Source organism: Congzhengia minquanensis (genome assembly GCF_014384785.1).
GTDB classification, from domain to species: domain Bacteria; phylum Bacillota; class Clostridia; order UBA1381; family UBA9506; genus Congzhengia; species Congzhengia minquanensis.
In genome coordinates this window covers 245003-266052 of record NZ_JACRSU010000001.1, presented here as the reverse complement: position 1 = coordinate 266052, position 21050 = coordinate 245003, and the positions used below count along the sequence as shown (strand labels likewise).

General features: G+C 43.2%; 22 protein-coding genes, 3 tRNA genes and 1 pseudogene. 16 read left to right on the top strand and 10 right to left on the bottom strand.

Annotated elements, in window-relative coordinates:
- Positions 1-32: 32 nt before the first annotated feature.
- The 3 genes from H8698_RS01285 (at position 33) to H8698_RS01275 (ending at position 559) form a co-directional block, all read left to right on the top strand.
- Positions 33-116 (top strand) — tRNA-Leu (locus H8698_RS01285).
- Positions 117-148: 32 nt separating this feature from the next.
- Positions 149-376: a hypothetical protein gene (locus tag H8698_RS01280; RefSeq protein ID WP_249310826.1), complete on the top strand. Its 228-nt coding sequence runs from the start codon at positions 149-151 to the stop codon at positions 374-376.
- A 107-nt stretch (positions 377-483) separates the two neighbouring features.
- A tRNA-Ala gene (locus tag H8698_RS01275) sits at positions 484-559 on the top strand.
- Between the two features lie 256 nt (positions 560-815).
- Here the strand turns inward: H8698_RS01275 and H8698_RS01270 are convergent.
- From H8698_RS01270 to H8698_RS01260, 3 genes are read right to left on the bottom strand one after another with little or no spacing between them, the layout of a single operon-like run.
- The gene (locus H8698_RS01270) at positions 816-1091 is read right to left on the bottom strand and encodes a hypothetical protein (RefSeq protein WP_249310823.1); all 276 of its coding nucleotides are present in this window, start codon (positions 1089-1091) and stop codon (positions 816-818) included.
- A gap of 50 nt (positions 1092-1141) precedes the next feature.
- Positions 1142-1513: a sensor histidine kinase gene (locus H8698_RS01265; protein WP_249310821.1), complete on the bottom strand. Its 372-nt coding sequence runs from the start codon at positions 1511-1513 to the stop codon at positions 1142-1144.
- Positions 1428-1847, bottom strand: coding sequence for a sensor histidine kinase (locus H8698_RS01260; protein ID WP_249310820.1), 420 nt, complete (start codon positions 1845-1847; stop codon positions 1428-1430). Before H8698_RS01260 ends, H8698_RS01265 begins: the two co-directional genes overlap by 86 nt.
- A gap of 578 nt (positions 1848-2425) precedes the next feature.
- Between H8698_RS01260 and H8698_RS01255 the strand changes: the two genes are divergently transcribed.
- From H8698_RS01255 to H8698_RS01210, 10 genes and pseudogenes are all read left to right on the top strand, one after another.
- A complete protein-coding gene (locus H8698_RS01255) occupies positions 2426-3886 on the top strand; it encodes a GntR family transcriptional regulator (RefSeq protein ID WP_249310817.1) in 1461 nt (486 codons plus the stop codon).
- Between the two features lie 171 nt (positions 3887-4057).
- Entirely contained in the window at positions 4058-4270 is a 213-nt protein-coding gene (locus H8698_RS01250; protein ID WP_177679139.1) for a cold-shock protein, read from the top strand.
- Positions 4271-4375: 105 nt separating this feature from the next.
- Positions 4376-4909, top strand: a pseudogene (locus H8698_RS01245) (manganese catalase family protein).
- A gap of 75 nt (positions 4910-4984) precedes the next feature.
- Positions 4985-6619: a glycerophosphodiester phosphodiesterase family protein gene (locus H8698_RS01240; RefSeq protein WP_249310815.1), complete on the top strand. Its 1635-nt coding sequence runs from the start codon at positions 4985-4987 to the stop codon at positions 6617-6619.
- 63 nt (positions 6620-6682) lie between these two features.
- Positions 6683-7204, top strand: coding sequence for a DUF6125 family protein (locus H8698_RS01235; RefSeq protein ID WP_249310813.1), 522 nt, complete (start codon positions 6683-6685; stop codon positions 7202-7204).
- A 15-nt stretch (positions 7205-7219) separates the two neighbouring features.
- The gene (locus H8698_RS01230; protein ID WP_249310812.1) at positions 7220-8275 is read left to right on the top strand and encodes a glycoside hydrolase family 172 protein; all 1056 of its coding nucleotides are present in this window, start codon (positions 7220-7222) and stop codon (positions 8273-8275) included.
- Between the two features lie 121 nt (positions 8276-8396).
- Positions 8397-8470: transfer RNA gene (locus H8698_RS01225), tRNA-Gly, on the top strand.
- A 60-nt stretch (positions 8471-8530) separates the two neighbouring features.
- Positions 8531-9277, top strand: a complete 747-nt coding sequence (locus H8698_RS01220; RefSeq protein WP_249310810.1) for a sialate O-acetylesterase — start codon at positions 8531-8533, stop codon at positions 9275-9277.
- Between the two features lie 17 nt (positions 9278-9294).
- Entirely contained in the window at positions 9295-9474 is a 180-nt protein-coding gene (locus tag H8698_RS01215; protein WP_249310809.1) for a DUF6472 family protein, read from the top strand.
- An 8-nt stretch (positions 9475-9482) separates the two neighbouring features.
- Complete coding sequence (locus H8698_RS01210) at positions 9483-10859, top strand: MATE family efflux transporter (protein WP_249310807.1); 1377 nt, start codon at positions 9483-9485, stop codon at positions 10857-10859.
- Here the strand turns inward: H8698_RS01210 and H8698_RS01205 are convergent.
- From H8698_RS01205 to H8698_RS01185, 5 genes are read right to left on the bottom strand one after another with little or no spacing between them, the layout of a single operon-like run.
- Positions 10842-11777 carry a hypothetical protein gene (locus tag H8698_RS01205; RefSeq protein ID WP_249310806.1) on the bottom strand — a complete coding sequence of 312 codons (936 nt, stop codon included), beginning with the start codon at positions 11775-11777 and terminating at the stop codon, positions 10842-10844. The two genes, H8698_RS01210 and H8698_RS01205, sit on opposite strands and share 18 nt — an antisense overlap.
- A gap of 1 nt (position 11778) precedes the next feature.
- A complete protein-coding gene (locus tag H8698_RS01200) occupies positions 11779-12672 on the bottom strand; it encodes a hypothetical protein (protein ID WP_249310804.1) in 894 nt (297 codons plus the stop codon).
- Positions 12673-12690: 18 nt separating this feature from the next.
- Positions 12691-13770: a hypothetical protein gene (locus H8698_RS01195; protein ID WP_249310803.1), complete on the bottom strand. Its 1080-nt coding sequence runs from the start codon at positions 13768-13770 to the stop codon at positions 12691-12693.
- The gene (locus H8698_RS01190; protein ID WP_249310801.1) at positions 13757-15463 is read right to left on the bottom strand and encodes a DUF5696 domain-containing protein; all 1707 of its coding nucleotides are present in this window, start codon (positions 15461-15463) and stop codon (positions 13757-13759) included. Before H8698_RS01190 ends, H8698_RS01195 begins: the two co-directional genes overlap by 14 nt.
- 15 nt (positions 15464-15478) lie before the next feature.
- On the bottom strand, positions 15479-16417 hold the full coding sequence (locus H8698_RS01185; RefSeq protein WP_249310799.1) for a hypothetical protein: 939 nt from the start codon (positions 16415-16417) through the stop codon (positions 15479-15481).
- A gap of 384 nt (positions 16418-16801) precedes the next feature.
- Between H8698_RS01185 and H8698_RS01180 the strand changes: the two genes are divergently transcribed.
- Positions 16802-17374 carry a helix-turn-helix transcriptional regulator gene (locus tag H8698_RS01180; RefSeq protein WP_249311496.1) on the top strand — a complete coding sequence of 191 codons (573 nt, stop codon included), beginning with the start codon at positions 16802-16804 and terminating at the stop codon, positions 17372-17374.
- Positions 17375-17519: 145 nt separating this feature from the next.
- On the opposite strand, the gene H8698_RS01175 is transcribed toward H8698_RS01180, so the two are convergent.
- Positions 17520-18665, bottom strand: a complete 1146-nt coding sequence (locus H8698_RS01175) for a D-alanyl-D-alanine carboxypeptidase family protein (protein WP_249310798.1) — start codon at positions 18663-18665, stop codon at positions 17520-17522.
- A 153-nt stretch (positions 18666-18818) separates the two neighbouring features.
- Complete coding sequence (locus tag H8698_RS01170) at positions 18819-19358, bottom strand: DJ-1 family glyoxalase III (protein ID WP_249310796.1); 540 nt, start codon at positions 19356-19358, stop codon at positions 18819-18821.
- A 94-nt stretch (positions 19359-19452) separates the two neighbouring features.
- On the opposite strand from H8698_RS01170, the gene H8698_RS01165 reads away from it, so the two are divergent.
- Together H8698_RS01165 and ytxC are read left to right on the top strand one after the other, a co-directional pair.
- Entirely contained in the window at positions 19453-20151 is a 699-nt protein-coding gene (locus H8698_RS01165; RefSeq protein ID WP_249310794.1) for a DUF6873 family GME fold protein, read from the top strand.
- A 50-nt stretch (positions 20152-20201) separates the two neighbouring features.
- Positions 20202-21038, top strand: coding sequence for a putative sporulation protein YtxC (ytxC, locus tag H8698_RS01160; protein ID WP_249310793.1), 837 nt, complete (start codon positions 20202-20204; stop codon positions 21036-21038).
- Positions 21039-21050 lie beyond the last annotated feature (12 nt).

Sequence of the window (21050 nt, the reverse complement as noted above, 5' to 3'; positions counted from 1 at the left end):
TATGTGTTTGATAGTATAATATATTTCTGTTAGCGAGTGTGCTGGAATCGGCAGACAGGCACGTTTGAGGGGCGTGTGTCGTAGACGTACGGGTTCAAGTCCCGTCACTCGCACCAACATTTTAATAACATGATAGGGTGGGTAGCAGATGCAAAAAATAGTTTATATCAGCAACAGTCGGGATTATACCGAACAAAACGATATCAATGACAATAAATATCTCGTGCGCATAAATAAATTATTAGAAGAAGGCTGGACAATTTCGCAGTTGAATCCATATACTGTTGATGTAGATCCTAAGCTTGAAAATTATCTGCATAAAGAAACCCTTGTATCATTTGTTATTCTTGAAAAGAACGAAGAAAAGAGCCAATAACACTGTTTTTCGGCCGTCAAGAACCTTTGCTTTTACTGCATTTGTGACTAAGTTCTGTAAGAACACTCACACCAAAAGCCGCAGCAATCACGCTGCGGTTTCATTTTGGGGAATTAGCTCAGCTGGGAGAGCGCGTGGTTCGCAATCACGAGGTCAGGGGTTCGATCCCCCTATTCTCCACCACATCGCGGCAAGCATTTTAGCTTGCCGCTTTTTCTTTTGCAAAACACGTTTGCGTGTTACATCTATTTTGTATTTATTGTAATTTTGTGTCTCATAGCGTCCTCCAGCGTTTGATACAGCATTTCCACATTAATGGGTTTTGCAATATTCGCATTCATTCCTGCCTCCAGTGCCAGCGCCACATCCTCGCGGAACGTGTTGGCGGTCATAGCAATAATAGGGATGGTGCGGGCGTTGGGGCAGCCGGAGCTTCGGACTACCTTTGTGGCCTGATAGCCGTCCAGTTGCAGTTTCGTCCTTTTAAAGAGCAGAACCAGTCAACCGTTTCCCTATCGTTACGTACGCACACAACCTCAGCTCCGGACTTTTGTAAAATCTCCGCCTCAATTTCGCTGTAGTCGTAAGCGGTTATGATAATGATTGGAGTATCGGGGCCAATGGTTGCACGAATTCCAAACTTCTTCAAAAGAAAAGAAGCATATGCGCAGTCGTCAGGGGCGTCGTCGCTTATCAGCACACGAAGTGAGTCCATTGCAGGATATAGAACTGCTTCGCATTGTGTGGTTTTTTCAAACGGCACCTCTACAACAAAGGTGGTTCTCCTTCACCGGGGCTGCTTTTTACGGATACGGTGCCATTAAAAAGACCGACAAGGTTTTTGGTAAGGGGCATTTTAAAACCGGTCCCGCCAATCGTGTTCTCCTGTTCAAAGGGTTCATAGAGCTTTTGCAAAAACTCTTCGCTCATGCCCCTGCCCGTGTCTGACACCGTAAACCGCAGTTTCACCTCGTCACTGCCGGGAAGACTTTTCACATCGAAAGGCACTCTGCCATTTTCCAGCGTAAATTTTACAGCGTTTGACAAAAGATTAATTAAAATCTGGTTTATACGTATTGCGTCGCCCAGCAGCTTCTCCAGTAAAATTGTGTACAGACGCCTTAAATTCCAGTCCACGTGCAGCCGCCTGGGAATAAATGATGGTTGTAACCAACTCCATAACCTGCTGAATGTAAAACGGCTCATGGTTAATGGTCAGCTTGCCGTCTTCAATTTTTGACATATCTAAAATATCGTTAATGAGGGAGAGCAGGTGTTTGGAAGAAAAGCTGATCTTTTCCAGACAGTCCTTTGTGCGTGCATTGTCACCAATCTGTGCGGCGGCAATTGTGGTCATACCAATGATGGCGTTCATGGGAGTGCGGTTTCCGTGAGACATGCAGGAAAGAAAATCCCGTTTCGCGGTGTTGGTCTGCTGGGCGCTTTTTAAAGCGTCCTGAAGCTTCGCCAAAAAGGGACGTGTTCGCCCTGTTTCACCTTGTCAAGTTGGGGAATGATATGCTCTTTGTTGGCCTCTAAAGGCTCCATGTGATGGTAGTCTTTAATGAGATCTTTAGCTACAAAACCCGAAATATTATCATATAATGGACTGTGTCTTTTCTATTTGAACAAAATCATCTACGTTAATCATGACCGAGTAGGCAATAGGAAAACCATCAAATTCATTTTATGTGATAACGCCGTTACGCTGCACCCACACATGTCCGCCGCCCTTAACTGGCATTTGGGTGATAAGGCTGTATTTCGTTTCACCTGCATGAATTGATTCTTTTATAACGTTTTGAATTTTTTTAGCTCCTCTTCGTATTGGGTGATACGGATAATAAAGGTACGGGCGGTTGTGGAACAGCGCCGCCATTCCCACCGTTTCTATTTTTTAGCCTACCAAACAAGCATACCATAAAAAACGATAAAATGCAACAACCTGCGAAAATTTCGTTTTGAAGCAGGGTGAAACTGCTTTCTTTTTCTATAGTGGTATGATATAATAATGAAAAATATGATAAGGGGTATAGGGGGAAACAGATTTTGGATTCCAACCGAATGGAGCTTCATCAGCTAATTTATGAACTTTTCAAACGGCAAATTATGTTTGGCGTTCACCACTTTGAGGATACGCTCCCAACAATGAAAGAGGCCAGCGAATATTTTTTTGTGTCAGTTGACACTGTCCGCAAGGCCTACCTTAAGCTGAAGCAGGAGGGATATATCACCCTTAGTACGGGCGTTGGCGCTGTGGTCAGTGTGCGGTATGGAAACAGGGCAATTCGGCGCAATATTCAAAATTTTTTTGCCCGCCGTAGGACTGCACTGTTCGATTTGGCCCATTCAACATTTCCGCTGCTGAGCAATGCGCAATGGGTTTCACTAAGGTATGCCGGCCCGGAGATTTTAGATGAAGTAGAAGCCTTTTGCACAGCAAAAAATACGCCTTCACCCTACAGGCGCGTGCAGCAGTTTTTATTAATTTACAATTCCCTGGGAAACGATTTGCTTATCAGGCTCATCTGGCAAATGCTTTTGTTTTTGCAGGCGCCTTTTTTAAGCTATTCGCAAAACAGGAACTATTTTAACGGCGCAGGGCCGCTCCGCGATATGGTGCAGCTGTGCCGGAAAAAAGACTGGAAAGCGCTTTGGAACGCAATTGAACTGTTTCAGCGCCAGTTTATATCGGCACTGCGCTTGTTTTATAATGAACGCATTCCGAAAGGCGGTGGGGAACAGGTAGAATTTGATTGGAGTATCTACAAAGAATCTTCGCAGATATGCTATTCTTTAGGACTGAAGCTGCTGCACGAAATTCGCGAGGACAGCATTTTAGAAGGAACTTACTTGTCTGCTCCCACAAATATCGCCGAGGACAACGGCGTTTCCCTTAACACAGTGCGGAGGACCATTTCTATTTTAAACAAACTGGGTGCAACACAAACAATAAACGGCGTAGGCACAAAGGTGCTGTCGCCTCTGGAAAGTGTGAAAAATAGAAACGTTACTCACCCAGTTATTCAAAACCGCCTTTTGACTTTTGCTCAGTGTGTTCAGATTTTGACTTTATCTTGCCGCGCTTGCGCGCAAATGACAGCGGTTTCCCTAACAAAATTCGGAATAAATGCTTGGGTAAATCAGCTAAAAAAAGTGAAACGCAGCGGACAGTATGAAATTATGGTTCATGCCTGTATGGAATTTATTTCTAAATTTTCTCCTTACCAGGCGCTGCAGAAAAGCTATGCCCAGTTGTTGGAACAGTTGTTTTGGGGATATCCCCTGCGGGATATGCACGGAACAAGGGAGTCCATTAACGCCTTTTATCTTCCGTATCTCAATGGTCTGATAAACTGTCTTGAACAGAATGAACTTTTGGACTTTTCACTCATCCTGGAGCAGCTGATGCGAAAAGAGTTAGAATTTACCGTAAATTATCTGAAAGACCTGGGAATCCCAAACGTTTCCGCTATCCTTGTTTTTGATGATGAAGATATTACCAAATAAAATAAATAAAAAACGCTTGACAAATATAATTGCATGTGCTATAATAAATTTGTATTCACGATAATTGCTTTATCTCACATGTAGTGCTGATCGAGTTGTTTGATTTGTACTGTATGTGTTTTTTTTGTTTTTATATGGGTACAAAATTAATATTTAGGAGGTACCCTTATAATGAATAAAGGTATTGTAAAATGGTTTAATGCAGAAAAAGGTTTTGGTTTTATCACAGACGATAACGGCGGCGAAGATGTATTCGTACATTTCTCAGCAATCGTTTCCGACGGTTTTAAAACATTAACAGAAGGCCAGAGCGTCACATTTGACACCGAGGCTGACCCGAAAAACAGCAGCAAATTAAGAGCTGTTAACGTTTGCGCAGCATAACCTAAAAAGCATAGCCGCGGGAATTTTCCTGCGGCTTATTTTTATGCTTGGAGTAAATTTGTTTTTAGCTGGGGATTTTTATAGGAGAAGGGAGTGATTGACGATATGTTCAAACACGAAAAACTTATGTTTCATCCTGTAGGCGTGGAACAGCCGCAATTTGCAGCACTGCTTCAAGAACAGCTTGGCGGCACAAACCATTAGTTTGTTAAACGGCCACGACGTAGATGCATCGAAGGTGCCGGCGGGTGAAGTGCAAACCCATGTATTTTTAAGGCCTAACCCCGGGCTTCTCAATGCCTCCGGCTATTCCTGGACCAGTGACTATGTTACGGTAACTGGTGATTTGTGCGCCGATTTACCGCCTGACATTGCGTCGGAACAGCGTGTAAAATTGGTTTATGAATTTCTGTACCGCCAAATTGACGACAAAAAAGTAAAAGAAACCATAGATTTTTTGCTGAACCGGGAAGAAGCGCACAACGACATGTTCAGAGAGGCGTTTAAGTGCGTGCAGGACACTGGTTCTAACCAGAATTTCGGCTCAACTCAGGCGGCTAAATGTATTTCAGCATTTCGAGCCACTCACCCGACTCCAGTTTTCAGGATACACAGGTTACATCGCCCTCGTTTCGTTAATGAATTTTTCGCATAAGCCGGCTGCAAAATAGCAGCCGGCTTTTATTATTGTAAAAAGAAAAAAGATGTGCTATAATGGACCCAACAAGCATCACAAGGGAGAGATATAAAGTGAGAGCATGCATCATTCAACCACCATATTCTAAAGATTCGTCAAATTCTGATGAATATTTTGATTATAAAATACAACAGCTTGACAAATGTGATGAAACAGTAGACATAATTGTTTTGCCGGAATATAGCGATGTTCCGTGTGCAACTGCCACGAGGGAGGAAACGATTTTTTTCCACAATAAATACATTAATATTCTCCTAAATAAGTGTATTGAAACCGCAAAGAGATGTAATGCACTTGTTTTTGTCAATGCACTTTACGAAGAAAACAATAATTTTAGAAATACAACGTATGTCTATAATCGAAAGGGTGCGCTTATAGGAAAATATTTTAAAAAGCATTTGCCACCGCTTGAACTTAATACATTAGAGTTAGATTCTGATTACACCTTTGAATTTTCAGAACCTTATGTTATTGAAGTTGACGGGTTAAGATATGGATTTTTAACTTGTTACGATTTTTATTTTTATGAATCTTTTGCAAATATTGCAAGAAAAAATGTGGACATTATTATAGGTTGTTCACTTCAAAGAAGTGATAGCCATGCTGCCATTGAAATAATATGCAGATTTTTAGCATACAACACAAATGCGTATGTAATTCGTTCATCAGTGAGCTTTAATGAAAATTCCGATATATGTGGCGCAAGTATGGTAGTATCACCTTATGGGGAAGTACTTAAAAATATGGAAGGTAAATTTGGCATGGAAATTGTTGAGTTTGACCCTGAAGATAAACACTATAAACCCGCAGGCTTTGGTAATCCTGATGCTCCTCATTATGAATACTTAGAGTTTGGACGCAAACCGTGGCAATACAGACCGGCAGGAAGTGCAATAATAAAAAACGAGTATATGCTTAAATATCCCAGAGTGTGTGCACATAGAGGCTTTAGTACAATTGCTCCTGAAAACAGTATGCCTGCATTTGGTGCAGCAATAGCAATGGGTGCTGAAGAAATTGAATTTGATTTGTGGCCGACGCTTGATGGTGAAATTGTATCCTGTCATGATAGAAATCTTGAAAGAGTAAGCACAGGCACTGGGCTTATAACGGAGCATACATTAAGCGAACTGGAAAAATTGGATTTCGGAATTAAGTTCGGCGAAAAATTTAAAGGCTTGCATATTATAAAATTTGAAGAAATTTTGAAAAAGTTTTCTTGCCATGTCATTATGAATATTCATATTAAGCCTTTATCATATTCAGAACCATATCCTGAAAATACGATGAAAAAAATTATTGAGCTTATTAAAAGGTATGACTGTGAAAAGTATGTATATCTTATGCTTGAAACTGATATGCAAATTGAACAATTCAAAGAATATGCACCTGAAATTTCGGTATGTGTAGGTCATTTAGAAGACAGACCATGGGAAATTGTAGATAGGGCAATTAAATTTGGTTGCGAAAAGGTACAGCTTTATAAACCATATTTCAATCAGGATATGATAGATAAGGCACATGCAAATGGAATTAGATGTAATGTGTTCTGGTCAGATGAACCAAAAGAAACCAAAGAATTTTTGGATATGGGTATAGATACCATACTTACAAACGACTATAATAGAATATCACAAGTGGTTAAAGGCTAATTATAGTGGCATCTATATTGTGAACTAATTATATAATAAAAAGAAAATACCGGGAGCGGCTCTATGAAAAACTACGACAATTTAAACGCATATTCTAAAGACGATTTAATCCGTCTCATTGAAATTTATTCTAAAAACTGGCTGGCAATGGACGGTGTATGGTTTCAGTCTGTGGAGCAAAAGCTTGGCATGGACGAAGCCATGTTTCACGACGGGGAGGCCTGGCGGCGGTTCACTGTGATTGAAGCCAAACGGATTAAAGAATTTTTAAAGCTTATGGAAAACCCCGGGCTTGAGGGATTAAAGAAGGCTCTGGGGCTTCGGTTTTATGCAAACATCAATGAAGACAAAATTGAAATTTGCGGCAACACCTTAACCTATTCCACGGTTCACTGCCGGGTGCAAACAGCCCGGGAGCGGAAAAATATGCCGTTTCACCCCTGCAAGGAAGTAGGCATTATTGAATATTCAGAATTTGCTAAGGTAATTGACAGCAGAATTTCCTGCGAATGCGTCAGCTGTTACCCGGAGGTAACGGACGAAACCTGCTGCTGTAAATGGAAATTTATTTTAAACGAACAATAAAAAGGAGGAAAACACATGTTTAGCGAACTTAGTACGTTAAAAGACATAAAATCCAGATCGATTTGCCCTGAAAACTTTACCGGTGAAAAAGGCGGCGGCGGTAGGGCAGAAACCGGCACAGGAGCCGGCTGTGCCCGGGAGCTTGGCATAGGCTGGAAGGTGTCGCCATCGATTCAAATTGCGCCCGGTGAAACCTTTGTTCTGGCCGAGATTTTTGGTGAGGGAAAGATTAAACACATTTGGATTGTGGACGACTGCAATTTAAACCGCCAGCTGATTTTAAGAATGTATTGGGACGGCAGCACCACGCCGTCGGTGGAAACGCCCCTGTGCGACTTTTTTGCCAGCGCGGACTATCAAACCTTTGCCCAGCTCACCTCTGCGGCGGTTTGTGTCAATCCCAAACGGGCCTTTAACTGCTACTGGGAAATGCCTTTTCACAATGCATGTAAAATTACTCTGGAAAATATCCACACAGAACCTATTACGGTTTATTACCAGATTGACTACACCGAGGAGGCCGTTGCGGAAAACAGCGCCTATTTCCACGCCCAGTTCAGACGGGTGAACCCCCTGCCATATAAGGAGGTTTACACCATTTTAGATAACGTAAAAGGCCGCGGTCACTATGTGGGAACCTATTTGTTCTGGGGCGTGAACAATAGCGGCTGGTGGGGCGAAGGCGAAATTAAGTTCTATTTAGACGGCGACAGAGAATTCCCTACTATTTGCGGCACCGGTACGGAGGACTATTTCTGCGGCTCCTATAACTTCGACATTGGCGGGAAATATCAGGAATTTTGTACGCCTTATGCAGGCCTTGCCAAAGTTCTTAGGCCAGATGGACTGTATTACTCTCAAACGCGGTTTTCTATGTACCGCTGGCACCTTTTAGACCCCATTTATTTTGAGCAGGACATTAAAGTTACTATTCAGGCCTTGGGGTGGAGAAGCGGCGGGCGCTATCTGCCCCTGCAGGACGATATATCGTCGGTTGCGTTCTGGTATCAAAAGGATATCTGCAAAACGTTTCCCGAATTTCCTGACAGAAATGCGCTGGAAATTGTTTGAGTGTTCTAAGGTGCGCGGAAAACATTTTTCTGCGCACCTGTCTTTCTATATATTTATTCGTCAAAGCGCAAAATTTGTGCTTTACAAACTTGACGCAATGTGCTATAATAATAGTCAATAAGCGGGTGTAGTTTAGTGGTAAAACATCAGCTTCCCAAGCTGAGGTTATGGGTTCGATTCCCACCATCCGCTCCAGTTCATTGTTTGCCCGACAGCAGGTCGGGCATTTTTCATGTTTTTAAAGGAGAAAGCTTTATGGATTCTTTTTTACTTGTCGGCCAGTCTAACATGGCCGGACGTGGTTTTACAAACGAAGTTCCGGAATTTGAAAATAAACATTTGTTTGTGCTGCGAAATGGAAGATGGCAGCAGATGTACCGTCCGGTGGTATGCGACCGTTACTTTTCCGGCGTGTGCTTGGCAGAAAGCTTTGCAGACAGCTACAGCTGCGAACATAATGTTGACGTGGGTTTGATTCCCTGTGCAGACGGCGGAACGTCTTTGAACGAGTGGGAGCGAGGCGGTCTGCTTTATGACCATGCTGTTATGCAAGCGAGTCTGGCTCAGAGAACATCCATAATTAGAGGTATTTTATGGCACCAGGGAGAAGCGGAATGTTCCTCAGAAAATGCTGCTCGCTATGAAGAAAAGTTTCTAAAAATTTTGAACGGTTTTCGTGAAGATTTAAACCTTCCCGATGTACCAGTGTTAATTGGCGGATTGGGAGATTTTCTTCCCTTGTGCGCCGAAAATTTTATTCCTTGGGCACCTGTAGTAAATTGTGCACTTGAACATATTTGCCAAACGCAGCATCAAACGGCGTTTGTTTCCGCTAAAGGGCTGGGTGCAAATCCTGATAATCTACACTTTAACGCAAAAGCTTTGATTGAATTTGGCAAAAGATATTATGCGGCTTATCAAACATTGGCGCCACAAGCAAAAACAGCAGAAAGCCAGCATTTAGAAGATGGAAAAATTAAAAGCGAAATGGAGCTTTTGTAATAATGGGGGGAACTGCGATGGATGATACGTTGTGCGAAAACTGCATGAACTTTACATATGACGAAGATTCGGAAGATTATGCCTGCTGCAGGGATTTAGACGAAGACGAAATGCTGGTGCTTCTAAGCAGCAGGTATCAAAAATGTCCATATTTCCGTTTTGGCGACGACTATACTATTGTGAAAAAACAGAATTGAGGGGTAACATGGTTAAAGATAAAACATTTTATAAACTTTTTTTAACGCTTACGCTGACCATTGCATTAAGAAACGTTATCACGTTTACCGTGAATCTGGCGGACAGCGTGATGCTGGGGGCATATTCTGAAAACGCTCTGTCGGGCGTGGCGCTGGTAAACCAGGTGCAGTTTATGCTGCAGCTCATGGTAACCGGCGTGTGCGAGGGTGTGCAGATTTTCATCTCCCGGGCATGGGGTGCAAAGGACAACACTACCATTAAAAAAATGATAAACATATCCATAAAATGCACTGCTGTTATTGCAGTGCTGGTGGCGGTGCTTGCTGCCGTCTTTCCCCACGGCCTTTTGAGCCTTCTGTCCAACGAGGGCGACATTGTGGCAGAGGGAGCAGGCTATTTAAAAATCATTTTGTTTTCCTATCTGTTTTTTGCAGTTTCCACCTCGCTGATAACAGCGTTAAACGGCGTAGAAACCGTTCGCATTGGGTTTGTCACTTCGATTATGACGTTGTGCATTAACGTAGCATTAAACTATTGCCTCATCTTTGGTCACTTTGGCTTTCCCGAACTGGGGGCCCGCGGCGCAGCTGTGGCAACTCTTTGCTCCAGAATTGTGGAATGTGCTGTTATATTGATTTATGTGCGGTTTGTTGACAAAAAAATCTGTATCCGGGCTAGGGACTTTGGAAAAATTGACAAAACACTGTTTGCCGACTATTTTAAAAAGGGCCTGCCCGTGTTTCTGTCCAGCTTTACCTGGGGGCTTGCAATGTCCATTCAGCTGGGCATTTTGGGTCACATGGGAAAATCGGTGGTAACGGCAAACAGCATTGCAAACACGTTGTTTCAAATTATCTCCGTCATCACTTACGCTTCTGCCAGCGCGTGCACGGTTATCATCTCTAAGACAATTGGTGAAGGCAGGCACGAGCTTGTTAAGCCCTATGCCAAAACGTTTCAGGTGTTGTTTTTAATCATTGGTGCGGCAACCGGGGCGGCCATTTTTGCTTTGAGAGGCACAATCATTAACTTCTATAACGTGTCGGAGGAAGCAAAAAACTTGGCGGTTACATTTTTAACCATCTTGTCTGTCACGGTGGTGGGAACGTCTTACCAAATGCCCTGCCTTACTGGGCTGGTGCGGGCCGGGGGCGACACGTCGTTCGTGTTTAAAAACGACATGATTTTCATGTGGTGCATTGTGCTTCCCATGTCGTTAATCGCTGCGTTTTATTTAAAACTTTCGCCGGCGGTGGTGTTCATCTGCTTAAAAAGCGACCAAATTACAAAATGCTTTGTGGCGGTGGTGAAGGTGAACCGGTTTAAATGGATAAAGACGCTGAACCACGAAGCACAGCAAAAGCAGCTATCGAAAGCTTTCTAAAGAAAAGCTCCAAGCTTTTCGTTTTCGGAACGGCGACTGAAATGTTTTTGTTAACAGACCTTTTTCTTCCAAGTGAATATAACAGTTAACATCGCATGCCCTGCCGCAGATAGAGCATTGGTAGGCGTGTTGTGCCGGCGGATAAAAGTAAATTTTATCGAGAATTTTTTTGGCTGTTTCCGGTGTCACCTTTGCTTCGCCTGCAATAATTTCAAGTCTGTTTTCAAAGTCTGCAAATGCGTCCGGCGGCATAAACGGATTTTTTGTGCCGTTTGCTCCGTTATAATACACAGCGCATTGCCATTTGTTAACATTTCCGTTTTTATCTATCGCCTTGCCGGGGCATGCGTGAATGCATGCGCCACAATTGTCGCACAAATGTGGCTTTTTTATTTTGCTTGCAGGAATTTCCACATTTGTTAATACGAAACAATAACGCACAAACGGACCAAATTCATCAGTCAGCAGGGCATTGTGCAGCCCTTTTTCTCCTAATCCGCATCTTACTGCTGCGTCTAAAAAGTTCATCTGAATTTCCTGCGGTCTGCTGCGGTATATTGCGTCATAAGCCACCTCGGGATTGGTGCTGTTTTCTTCTGCCATAATTTGCTGGTGCCGCCGCTGTGGGATAGCAGTGAAGCCTTTTTCTTCTATGTATGCGGCAATTTTAAGCTGCGCCATGGGCATAATTGTTTCCTCTATGTTTTCAACACCCATTGTTGTGTATTGATAGTAGGTTGTACCTTCCTCAATTCCGCGGAATGTCCCTCGCAGGACACGGAAGCCCAGCCCAATGACGGTTTTTGTTTCCGGCATTATTTTAAAAATAGCGTTTTCGCTATCAAACCTTTCAGCCGGTGCAAACCCAACTAAATCTGCTCCATTTTGTTTTGCTAAAGCAATAATTTCATTTTTCATTTTACAGTTCTCCAATCAAGTGCCTGTAGCAGGCAATATCACATTTTCTACCGCACAGGCAAGGGGAATATCCCCAATTTGTTTTGGGCAGAAAGTCCATTTTTTTATAAATTTCTCTGGCGGAATTTGCATCAAACCGTTTTTCGCCGTTTATAATTTGCTCACGTTCCGGGTCGCCTTTTAAAAATTCCTCTGTCATAAACGGATTGGATTTGTGAGCGCCTTTGTAATATACACTGCATTGCCAGGTATCAAGCCCCTGCCAGCTCACGGCGCCTCCCGGACATGCTTTGATACACGCACCGCACTTGTCGCAATTTGGCTGCTTGAGCGGAGCGTCACAGGCTAAAGGCGCATCGGTAATAATAAAACAATACCGCATGAATGGTCCATGTGTTTTGTTAATAATTTTTCCGTTTAGTCCCACATCACCCAAGCCGCAGGCTTTTGCTGCCTTTCCAAAATCAATGATGACATCTGGAACGGGCTTTCCGCTTTCGACCGCCTCTGCGTGAATCAGTTCATAGGTATCAAATACCTCGGGATTGGTTGTTTTATCTCCTTTAATTCTTAAATTTGGCACAGATTTTTGCAGGCAGGCATCATAGCCTTCATCTTCAATCATTCCGCCGATTTTTAACAGAAAAATTTCCACCATTTCCTCATCGATATATTTTACGCCTATAGAAGTGTAGGTGTAAACCTGCGTGCCTGCCTCCATTGCCTTGTAAAGCCCTTTCGGCACAGAAAAACCGAACCCGATGATACATTTTGCATTAGGCAAAATTTTTCTTGGGTCACGCTGCGGGTTTGTTTCCTCATAAATCCGGCCGATTCCGCATACCGCTGCTCCCAGTTCTTTTGCTTTTGCCTTTATGCTTTCACTTGTCAACATTCTGCTATCCTCCTGTTTTTATCGGTCAAGCTTCCATGCTTTTTTTGTTCTTAAAGGCTCATGAAAGCGATTTTCCATGCAGCCGCCTTTTTTCTCCAGCATGGAAACGCAGGCGCGGATACAGCCGCCGCATTTTGCCATGTTATAGCCCACCCAGCTTGGAAAGTATTTTTGCAGAGCAGTATAAATTTTCATAATTTCGTGCTCATCTGCCACGTTGATTAAGCCTTCCATTAAGTCAAGATCGTGATTTTCGTTTTTATCCCATACCTCTTTCGGCACAAAGGGATTATAATATCTGCCTGCATGAGTATAAAAGGCATAGCATCTCCACATGTCGATGTCGCCCCACTCACAGATTTTCCCGTCTAAATTTACCGTTATTGTTTTTCCTGAATTGATTGCCGGAATGCAGCCCCCGGGACATTCGCGCACACAGGCGCCGCATTTTCGGCAAAGCGGCTTTCCGTGATACATTTCGTCGTATTCCAGTTCGGCGTCGGTAAAGATAAATGCCACGCGCTGCAGCGGACCAAACTGCGGCGTAAGCAGCATTTTACTCCAGCCGATTTCGCCCAGGCCACAGGCTACGGCAGCCAGCCGGAACTGAAACTGTAAGTCCGGCGCCACGCCGCCCTTTCTTGCCGGACGCGTAAATTGAACGCTTCTGTGGTGGGCGGTTGACGTTTTTGCATTTTCGTTTACTTCAATTTGCTCCTCCGGTGACAGGGTGTTGCCGGGGGAACCGTCCATATCGGACACCACGCCCCGTGCGCCGGTATTACGGTAAACAAACGCTTCGTAACCTTCGTCTTCAATGACCTTGCCTACCTGATATAAAACTGCCGGGGCAAAGATTTCGTTGATTCCGCCATATGCCATGGATGGGTATTGATAAAACTGTGTTCCCTCTTCTATGCCCCGCTGCACGCCTCGGGGGATGCGAAACACAAACCCAATTACACTTTTGGCCTCAGGGAACAAAAACTGCGGATTCATTTCATCGGGTGCACCGTTAAATCTGGTCATAGGTCCAATGCCACAGGCGTCTGCCCCTGCGGCTTTTGCAGCAGCCTTAATCATTTCACTTGTCAGCATTTCTTTTTCCTTCCTCTATCAGCTCATAATGGCCTTTATTATAATCAACCTTTAAAATTGCGCCGTTTGAATAGGTTATAACAAACGCATTATCCTCCGTTTCTTCATGCTTTTCCATAAACGCGGTTTGAAGGTAACGAAGCTTTTTATATTCTTCATAACTTTGTTTGATTTTGGAAACAGACGCCGCCAGCTCTGTTTCGTTATCGCATTTTGCGTCAACAGCCCCCATCCAGTTGTTGCCGTTGTCCATAAAGGCAGAATAAAAATAAAACGTTGGCCTGCCGCCGTATTCGATTAGCTTTAGCTGTATCTCTTTGTCTTTAAAGGAGCTGTTTACCGTGTCTGTGTATGGATTGCTCAGAACAGTGCCATGATAAACAAGCTGCCAAAAGGGAATTGGTTTGTGACAAAGTCCGCCGGTTTCACGGGAGTAGCTGATGTATAGACCGTAATCTAAATACGGAGCCAAAAAGTCGTATGCCCCCTCGGAAGAGATGCCGCCGAACAGTTCTTTTGCTCGGATACACATTTTTTTTGCACATTCTACCGCCTTTTTTGAATTTACAAAATGAGCCGGATGGTAGCATTTCCGGGGATAAACCGTACCTAAAACATCAATGTAATGAATTCCGCGAAAGCCCAAATCTGCCACTTTTGGCAAGACCTGTTCTGCCTGTTTCAGTCCGATTCCCGGGCAAAGGTCAAACATTTCTCCGCCGCTCCAGCCGTTGGCGTTTATCACAGGCTTTCCCGCGCGGTTCCGACGGGTATTTTCGGGATTGTAACAGTCTGCTATTTCGTATTGGTCGGTGTGGTTCGTGTGGCATGTAATTTGATAGCCAAGCTTCTGCGCTTTTAAAATTAGTTGTTTTAATGTTTCTTCTCCGCCTAATTCCTGACAAACAGGAAAGGCCTGGGGCCATCTTCCGTCGTGACCTTTTACATTCCAACCCACAAGACAGATTTCCGCTTTGTCAACGCCCTGGGTTTTTAGTTCGTCAAGCAAGTTTCCCACTCTGTTAAAATCGCAGGCTACATGCATGGGTGGCTCGTTTTCCGGGGTTTGATGCAGCACCTGCGGGGGAGCCGGCTTCCAGCCGCAGCGAATTCGAATCATTACTGAATTTGCCGCATAACTTAAAGCCTCATTTGTCTGCATTCGCACTGACAGCGGCACAATTTCGCCTTTGTCCAGTTTATAGCGCCGATATCGCCTGGCCATACCGGAATAGTTTGCGTCATCACCAGTCAAATAAAAGTATTCTATTTTCAAATCCTCATAGGGTGATTCTCCGTCAAGTTTAAATACAGGATAAACGCGGTATTTACCATTTTTCAGACTTATGTTCAGCGTGTAATCGTAAGGCATGCCGGTAACGATTGCCAATACCGTCTGTTGTTCTGTTTTTATTCCGAAGAATGGCATATTGCTCTCTGCAATGCGGCTTTCAAAATTTTCTTTTTGACGGTTAAAATAGAACAGGGAATAGTCCTGATTTCCCACCCCTCTGGGCAGCACCAGATATCCGCTGTCGCTTGTATTTGCCACAATGCCAAAAAAATCTGCCTCCACCTGACGGATATTACTGTAATCAAGGTCTTTTGATACAATCACGCAGGCATAATCATTTGTTTTTTCAATTTGAACGGGCAGTTTTATTCTTTTATTGTTAGATGTAATTCCGAACACAAAATCCCTCTTTTCTTAAAGTTCTTCATTTAGTTTCACAAGTTTCAATGGATTTCCGTTTTCCAGCACATAGGGGTATATGCTGTGAGCAGGTTCTAAAAGCGCCAAAATATCTCCGGAATATTTCCTGCGGATGTAGCTTTCCAGCACCAAACAAGGGTTTTTATGAATTCTCGTAGCCAGTTTCACAGCAGGAACAAAAGGCGCATATAAATCGGTATCTTCCGGACGAATAAAGCTGGTGTCGGTAATTAAAGTGTCTAAATGAGCCGGATTTTTTAAATATTCTCTGCAAATTCCATGAAACGCATAAGCATTGTCCATTTTTGCAAGTTCAGATTCGTGAGAAACCAAATTGTCGTGAAACGTATGGGCGGAACAGTGATTTAAACAGCCGCTGTTGGCCAGTAAATACAGCCTCTTGCCGCGGGTGTCGCACCATTTTTTCACAGCAGCGATTTTGTCAAAATTTCTGTTTAGTTCTCTTTGCAAATAGAAGCTGTCAAATAAATTAGATACATAGTCCATACCTTGGGTGGTTCCGATTCCCATGTTGACCGAGGCACGCACCTCTATATCGCTGAAATTCTGTTTGATGAACTTTGCAATCAAAGGCGAAGTAGTGGTAACAGACTGCAGTCCGAAGCGGGTTACAATATAATCAACGGCGTCGCCTATTTTTTGAAAAAAGGAACGGGACAGACTGTCACGCCCGTAACAGTTTGCATTAAACAAGAGATTAAGTGCGATATTGTTTTGAGACAATCTGTGAAGTGCCTCTATTTGCTTCTGCTGCAAGTCCCAAGGCAAAAATGCACTGTTTTCTATCTGGCTGTTTCTTCCGTTTGCAAAATCTCCCCATGAGAAGTAAACCTCGTAAATATGCTCTTTTCTTTTTATAATATGGTCTAAAAACGCATTGTTTGCCGTTTGCAATCCCACCATGAACTTCATATTTTTTATTTCCCTTTCCCTTTTTCTTGATTTTATCATATAAATATGATAATCTAAAGTAACAAAACAAACTTTAATTTTAATAAAACAAAGATTTTGTCAGGTGATAAAATGTATCTTTGCGATTTAAATCCCTTTATCAGGTTTGCAGGCCAAATTTTTTATAAATCAAGCAATAATCCGGTTTTTGTGCGGGACGCACGTTTGTTTTACATTTTGTCTGGCAATGCTGATATATTTATTGAAAATAAACATTATTCCCTTATCCCAAATTCTGTGTTTTATTGTGTTGCCGGGAGCAGATATAATATTATTTCTGATAGCGGCATTTCATTACTTTCGCTTAATTTTGATTTAACACAGTCGGAAAACCAGCATTTTTTGGTGAATGTTCCTATTTCTGCTGCCGAATTAGACACGGTAAAACAAAACCCACCATCTGTTTTAAACAGCGGGTTTTTAAACACGCATTTGCTGCAAATGAACGGGGCAGAGTTTTTACCTCCACTGAAAAAAATATGTGATGAATTTTCCCTGCAAAAAAAATATTTTCGCGAAAAATGCAGTGCGCTTTTAAAAGAAGTACTCATCGACCTTCACCGCGGGCAGTTATATAACAGCGGAAATGCCTCTGAATCAGTTAAAGCTGTTATTGATTTTATACACAATCATTTTTATGAGGATATTGACAATAAGGATTTAGCAGCACTCTCTGGATATCATGAATTCCATTTAAACCGGATTTTTTTTAAATATACCGGTATGAGTATGCACAAATATATTTTAAATTTGCGAATAAACGAGGCAAAACGGCTGGTGTTAAACACTAATTTGCCGGTAGGACAAATTTCAGAAAAGGTTGGATTTTGCAACGGCACATACTTTTCAAGCTATTTTAAAAAGGTAACAGGATTGTCACCGTCACAGTTTCGGGCGGCTTTTAAAAACAATATATAAAAAGAGATTTATTCAAAACAGAATGAGCCCATAAAAAATGGATAACGATAAAAAAGACACTATTCAAAAAAACGGACAGCTGGCAAAGAGATCTTGCCCTGTCCGTTTCTTGAAAGAGTTTATTCAAATATTTTCCCGATATTTTTTATTCGCCGTACAGCATATAGCCCGAAAGCTTTGCAAACATGCCCACAGGGCCTAAGCCTTTCACCGCAGACTTTGCCACAATGTCGGACTTTCCGATAGACTCCCCGTCAATAAAAAATTCTACCTCGCCCACCTTGTCGTTTTCTTTCACCGGTGCGCTGACTGATTCGGGCAGCGTGATTTTCTTTTCTATATTACTGATTTTTGCCTTTTCCAACAGCATATTAAAGTCCTGCGACATACCGATATCCACCGCGCTTTGTGCGCCCTTTTCCACTTTGACGTCCGGCAGCTCGTCTTCCGAGACAAGCGATTTTGAGATGGCATAGTTTGCGAATCCATAATCTAACAGCTTTGTTGCATCGGCAAACCGCTCTTTGGAGGATGGCGCGCCCATAATAACCGCAATCAGGTTCATATCGTCCCGCTTGGCTGAAGCGCTGACACAAAAGCCTGCAACGCTGGTTGAGCCGGTTTTAAGGCCCGTTGCGCCGGAGTAGAATCGAATCATTTTGTTGGTGTTCACTAAGCCAAACTGGCCGCCCCGTAAACTGTCCATCCAAATGGTGGTATAGTCAAAAATTTTCGGGTGTTTTATTAGCTCGCAGGACATCAGTGCAATATCGTTGGCAGAGGTTAAGTGATTGGGATCGTCTAACCCATTGCAGTTTATAAATGTGGTGTCGTTCATGCCAAGCTGCTTTGCACGCTCGTTCATTTTGGCCACAAAGTTTTCGTGCGAGCCGCCGATAAACTCTGCCAGCGCCACAGCTGCGTCGTTGCCCGAGGCCACAGCCACAGCTTTTAGCATGTCGTTCACGCTCATTTCCTCATTTTCTTCTAAAAACACCTGTGACCCGCCCATGGAAGCGGCTAACGCCGAGGTGCGAACCATGTCGTCCAATCTACACTGGCCGTTGTCTAATGCCTCCATCACCAAAAGCATGGTCATAATTTTGGTAACGCTGGCAGGGGGCAGCCTGTCGTGCGAAGCCTGCTCAAACAAAATTTTCCCCGTTGTAGGTTCAATCAGCACAGCGGATTTGGCCGAAAGCTCCATTTGAGGGGCTTCGGCAAAGGCCGTGACAGAGAGTAACGACAGAACAAACAACGCGGACAAAAAAACAGATAACAGCTTTTTCATATTGACAAACCTTTCTGCCTGCGAAATTTTATTACGCAAAGTCCGCAGGCAGACAGCGCGCCAAATAAAAAACACGTTTTACGCTTCTGTTACCTATTTTATGTTCAATTGTTTCCCATATGACAAAAAAGAGCGAATTTTATCGGGACATGCTTAATATTGCATCGATTTAATCACCCGACGAGCCTGAATGCTTTTGCCCAGCGCCGAGGCAATTTCCCGCGCAAAGGCATGGGTTGTGCCCGCGCCTTTTGAGGTAATAAAATTTTTGTCACATACCACGTCGCCGCGTTTGGTAATTGCGCCGACCAGCTTTGCCTCATATCCGGGAAAGCAGGTGGCTTTCACACCGGACAAAAGTCCAATAAGCCCCAGAACCTTTGGTGCGGCGCAGATTGCGGCAATAATTTTGCCCTCTTCGGCCTTGCGTTTTAAAAGGTCGGTCACAAATCCGCACTGCTCTAAATTGTCTGCTCCGGGTATCCCGCCGGGCAGCACCAGAGCGTCAATATCATCCTCTTTCATGTCCTCTTTTACAAGGTCAGCAATAACAGAAATGTTGTGAGAACCGGTTACCTGCAAGTTTTCGGTGATGGAAACGGTTTTCACCTCCAGCTCGCACCGCCTTAAAATGTCAACAGTGCCCAAAGCTTCAATCTCTTCAAACCCGTCAGCCAAAAAAACATATACCATGGTTGTTTCATCTCCTGTATTGAAATTCGTTTTAAAAACTGATACAATCATAGTATACCAAATGAAGAACAAAAAAACAATAGAGGGAAATGAAATGCGCAAAAAATTGTTAATTGACTGTCGGTTTGCAGGCGTTGCTGAAAAAAAGTGGGGGAGTAAATTTGAAATTATTTCATCGCCCAAGTTAAATCATTTATCCGAACCGGTTTCCTGCCACCCGGATTTGTCGCTGTGCAAAATAGGAAACACGTATATTGCAGAGAAAACGGTATATGAATATTATAAACAGAAGCTTTCGGGAAGCAACGTGATTTGCGGCGAAACGGTTCTTGACAGTCACTACCCGTTTGATGTTGCATATAATGTATTGATATCCGGAAAAACTGCTTTTGCAAACTTTCAATATACCGACCGTGTTGTAAAACAGGAACTAAAAAAGCAAAATTTGAAATTGATAAATATAAATCAGGGCTACGCAAACTGCGCGGCGGCGGAGCTTGCCGGCGGAATTATCACTGCCGACCCGTCTTTGCTGGACGCGTGTGCGAAAGAACACATCGACACGCTGAAGATTGAGCCGGGAGATGTTGTGCTGTCTGGCTACGACTATGGCTTTATCGGCGGCGCGTCAGGTTTTGCTTACGGCCGTCTTCTGTTTTTTGGCGATATCTGCAAACACAAAAGCTTTCAAAACATAAAACGTTTTGCAGAAATAAAAGGCGTGGAGCTGGAGTATATAAAAGATTTCCCTTTAACGGATGTTGGCACAATTATCGGTATAGATGGTAAATAAAATGCAGATAATAATTTCGGATAAGGAAAAGGAGTTGAGAGGTGAAGTTTTTGAATGACCGTATACAATTGGGCTTCAGAAATGAAAAAGCTCTTGTAAATGAACGGCTTCTATCCGAAAAGGAATTTCCGGTAGAAGTTCTGCAAAAACCTGACGAGCGCGTTGACGTGCTTTTCAAATACGGCAGCAACCAAAGGATTTTTGACGAATTTATTACAGCACTTGCCGATTATATTATAAATAAATACGAAAAGAAAATTTTAAAGCGTATTATTTTAAATAATTACGGCGACTTAAAGCCGTTTCAGCTGCAGGATATTGTTCGCCATCTTCCCGAACTGGAGCAAGACAGAGAAACGGGCCGTGCCAAACGGCGCAGCGTGGTGAAAGACGGGCTGTATGGCTATTTTGAAGAAAACGACTCCGCCAGCGTGGAGGGGTTGGTTACCTTCAGAATGAAAGAATATGAGGCTTTGTTAACCCAGGCGGCGGAACAGCTTTTTGACATTTACCTAACGCACAAAGAGTATGAGGAATTTATAGAGCTTTTGCGCTATTTTGTAAACGTGCAGAGCGCCCGGCCCCATTTAACCCATTTGATTGTACACAGCCGCGGCATGTATACAATTTTGAACGAGGATAAAGAGGATATTACCGCAGAATGTATTTCTGATTTTGCCCGGCCGGAGGAAATCAGCACTGACAATTTTGACGATTTGCTTATCAGCATGCTGATTACGTTGGCACCGGAAAAAATTATTGTACACAACAGCGTGGATATTAAAAACGCCGAACTGTTTGACACAATTAATAAGGTGTTCGGCAAGGTGGAATATTGCACAGGCTGTGAAATGTGCGGCGTTAAGGCGGCGCAGTGCAAACTGTAATTGCAAAAAATG

Coding starts and splice junctions, on each gene's coding strand:
- H8698_RS01280 (WP_249310826.1), top strand. CDS start 149: ATGCAAAAAATAGTTTATATCAGCAACAGTCGGGATTATACCGAACAA.
- H8698_RS01270 (WP_249310823.1), bottom strand. CDS start 1,091: ATGGACTCACTTCGTGTGCTGATAAGCGACGACGCCCCTGACGACTGC.
- H8698_RS01250 (WP_177679139.1), top strand. CDS start 4,058: ATGAATAAAGGTATTGTAAAATGGTTTAATGCAGAAAAAGGTTTTGGT.
- H8698_RS01240 (WP_249310815.1), top strand. CDS start 4,985: ATGGACCCAACAAGCATCACAAGGGAGAGATATAAAGTGAGAGCATGC.
- H8698_RS01235 (WP_249310813.1), top strand. CDS start 6,683: ATGAAAAACTACGACAATTTAAACGCATATTCTAAAGACGATTTAATC.
- H8698_RS01230 (WP_249310812.1), top strand. CDS start 7,220: ATGTTTAGCGAACTTAGTACGTTAAAAGACATAAAATCCAGATCGATT.
- H8698_RS01220 (WP_249310810.1), top strand. CDS start 8,531: ATGGATTCTTTTTTACTTGTCGGCCAGTCTAACATGGCCGGACGTGGT.
- H8698_RS01215 (WP_249310809.1), top strand. CDS start 9,295: ATGGATGATACGTTGTGCGAAAACTGCATGAACTTTACATATGACGAA.
- H8698_RS01210 (WP_249310807.1), top strand. CDS start 9,483: ATGGTTAAAGATAAAACATTTTATAAACTTTTTTTAACGCTTACGCTG.
- H8698_RS01205 (WP_249310806.1), bottom strand. CDS start 11,777: ATGAAAAATGAAATTATTGCTTTAGCAAAACAAAATGGAGCAGATTTA.
- H8698_RS01200 (WP_249310804.1), bottom strand. CDS start 12,672: ATGTTGACAAGTGAAAGCATAAAGGCAAAAGCAAAAGAACTGGGAGCA.
- H8698_RS01195 (WP_249310803.1), bottom strand. CDS start 13,770: ATGCTGACAAGTGAAATGATTAAGGCTGCTGCAAAAGCCGCAGGGGCA.
- H8698_RS01185 (WP_249310799.1), bottom strand. CDS start 16,417: ATGAAGTTCATGGTGGGATTGCAAACGGCAAACAATGCGTTTTTAGAC.
- H8698_RS01175 (WP_249310798.1), bottom strand. CDS start 18,665: ATGAAAAAGCTGTTATCTGTTTTTTTGTCCGCGTTGTTTGTTCTGTCG.
- H8698_RS01170 (WP_249310796.1), bottom strand. CDS start 19,358: ATGGTATATGTTTTTTTGGCTGACGGGTTTGAAGAGATTGAAGCTTTG.
- H8698_RS01165 (WP_249310794.1), top strand. CDS start 19,453: ATGCGCAAAAAATTGTTAATTGACTGTCGGTTTGCAGGCGTTGCTGAA.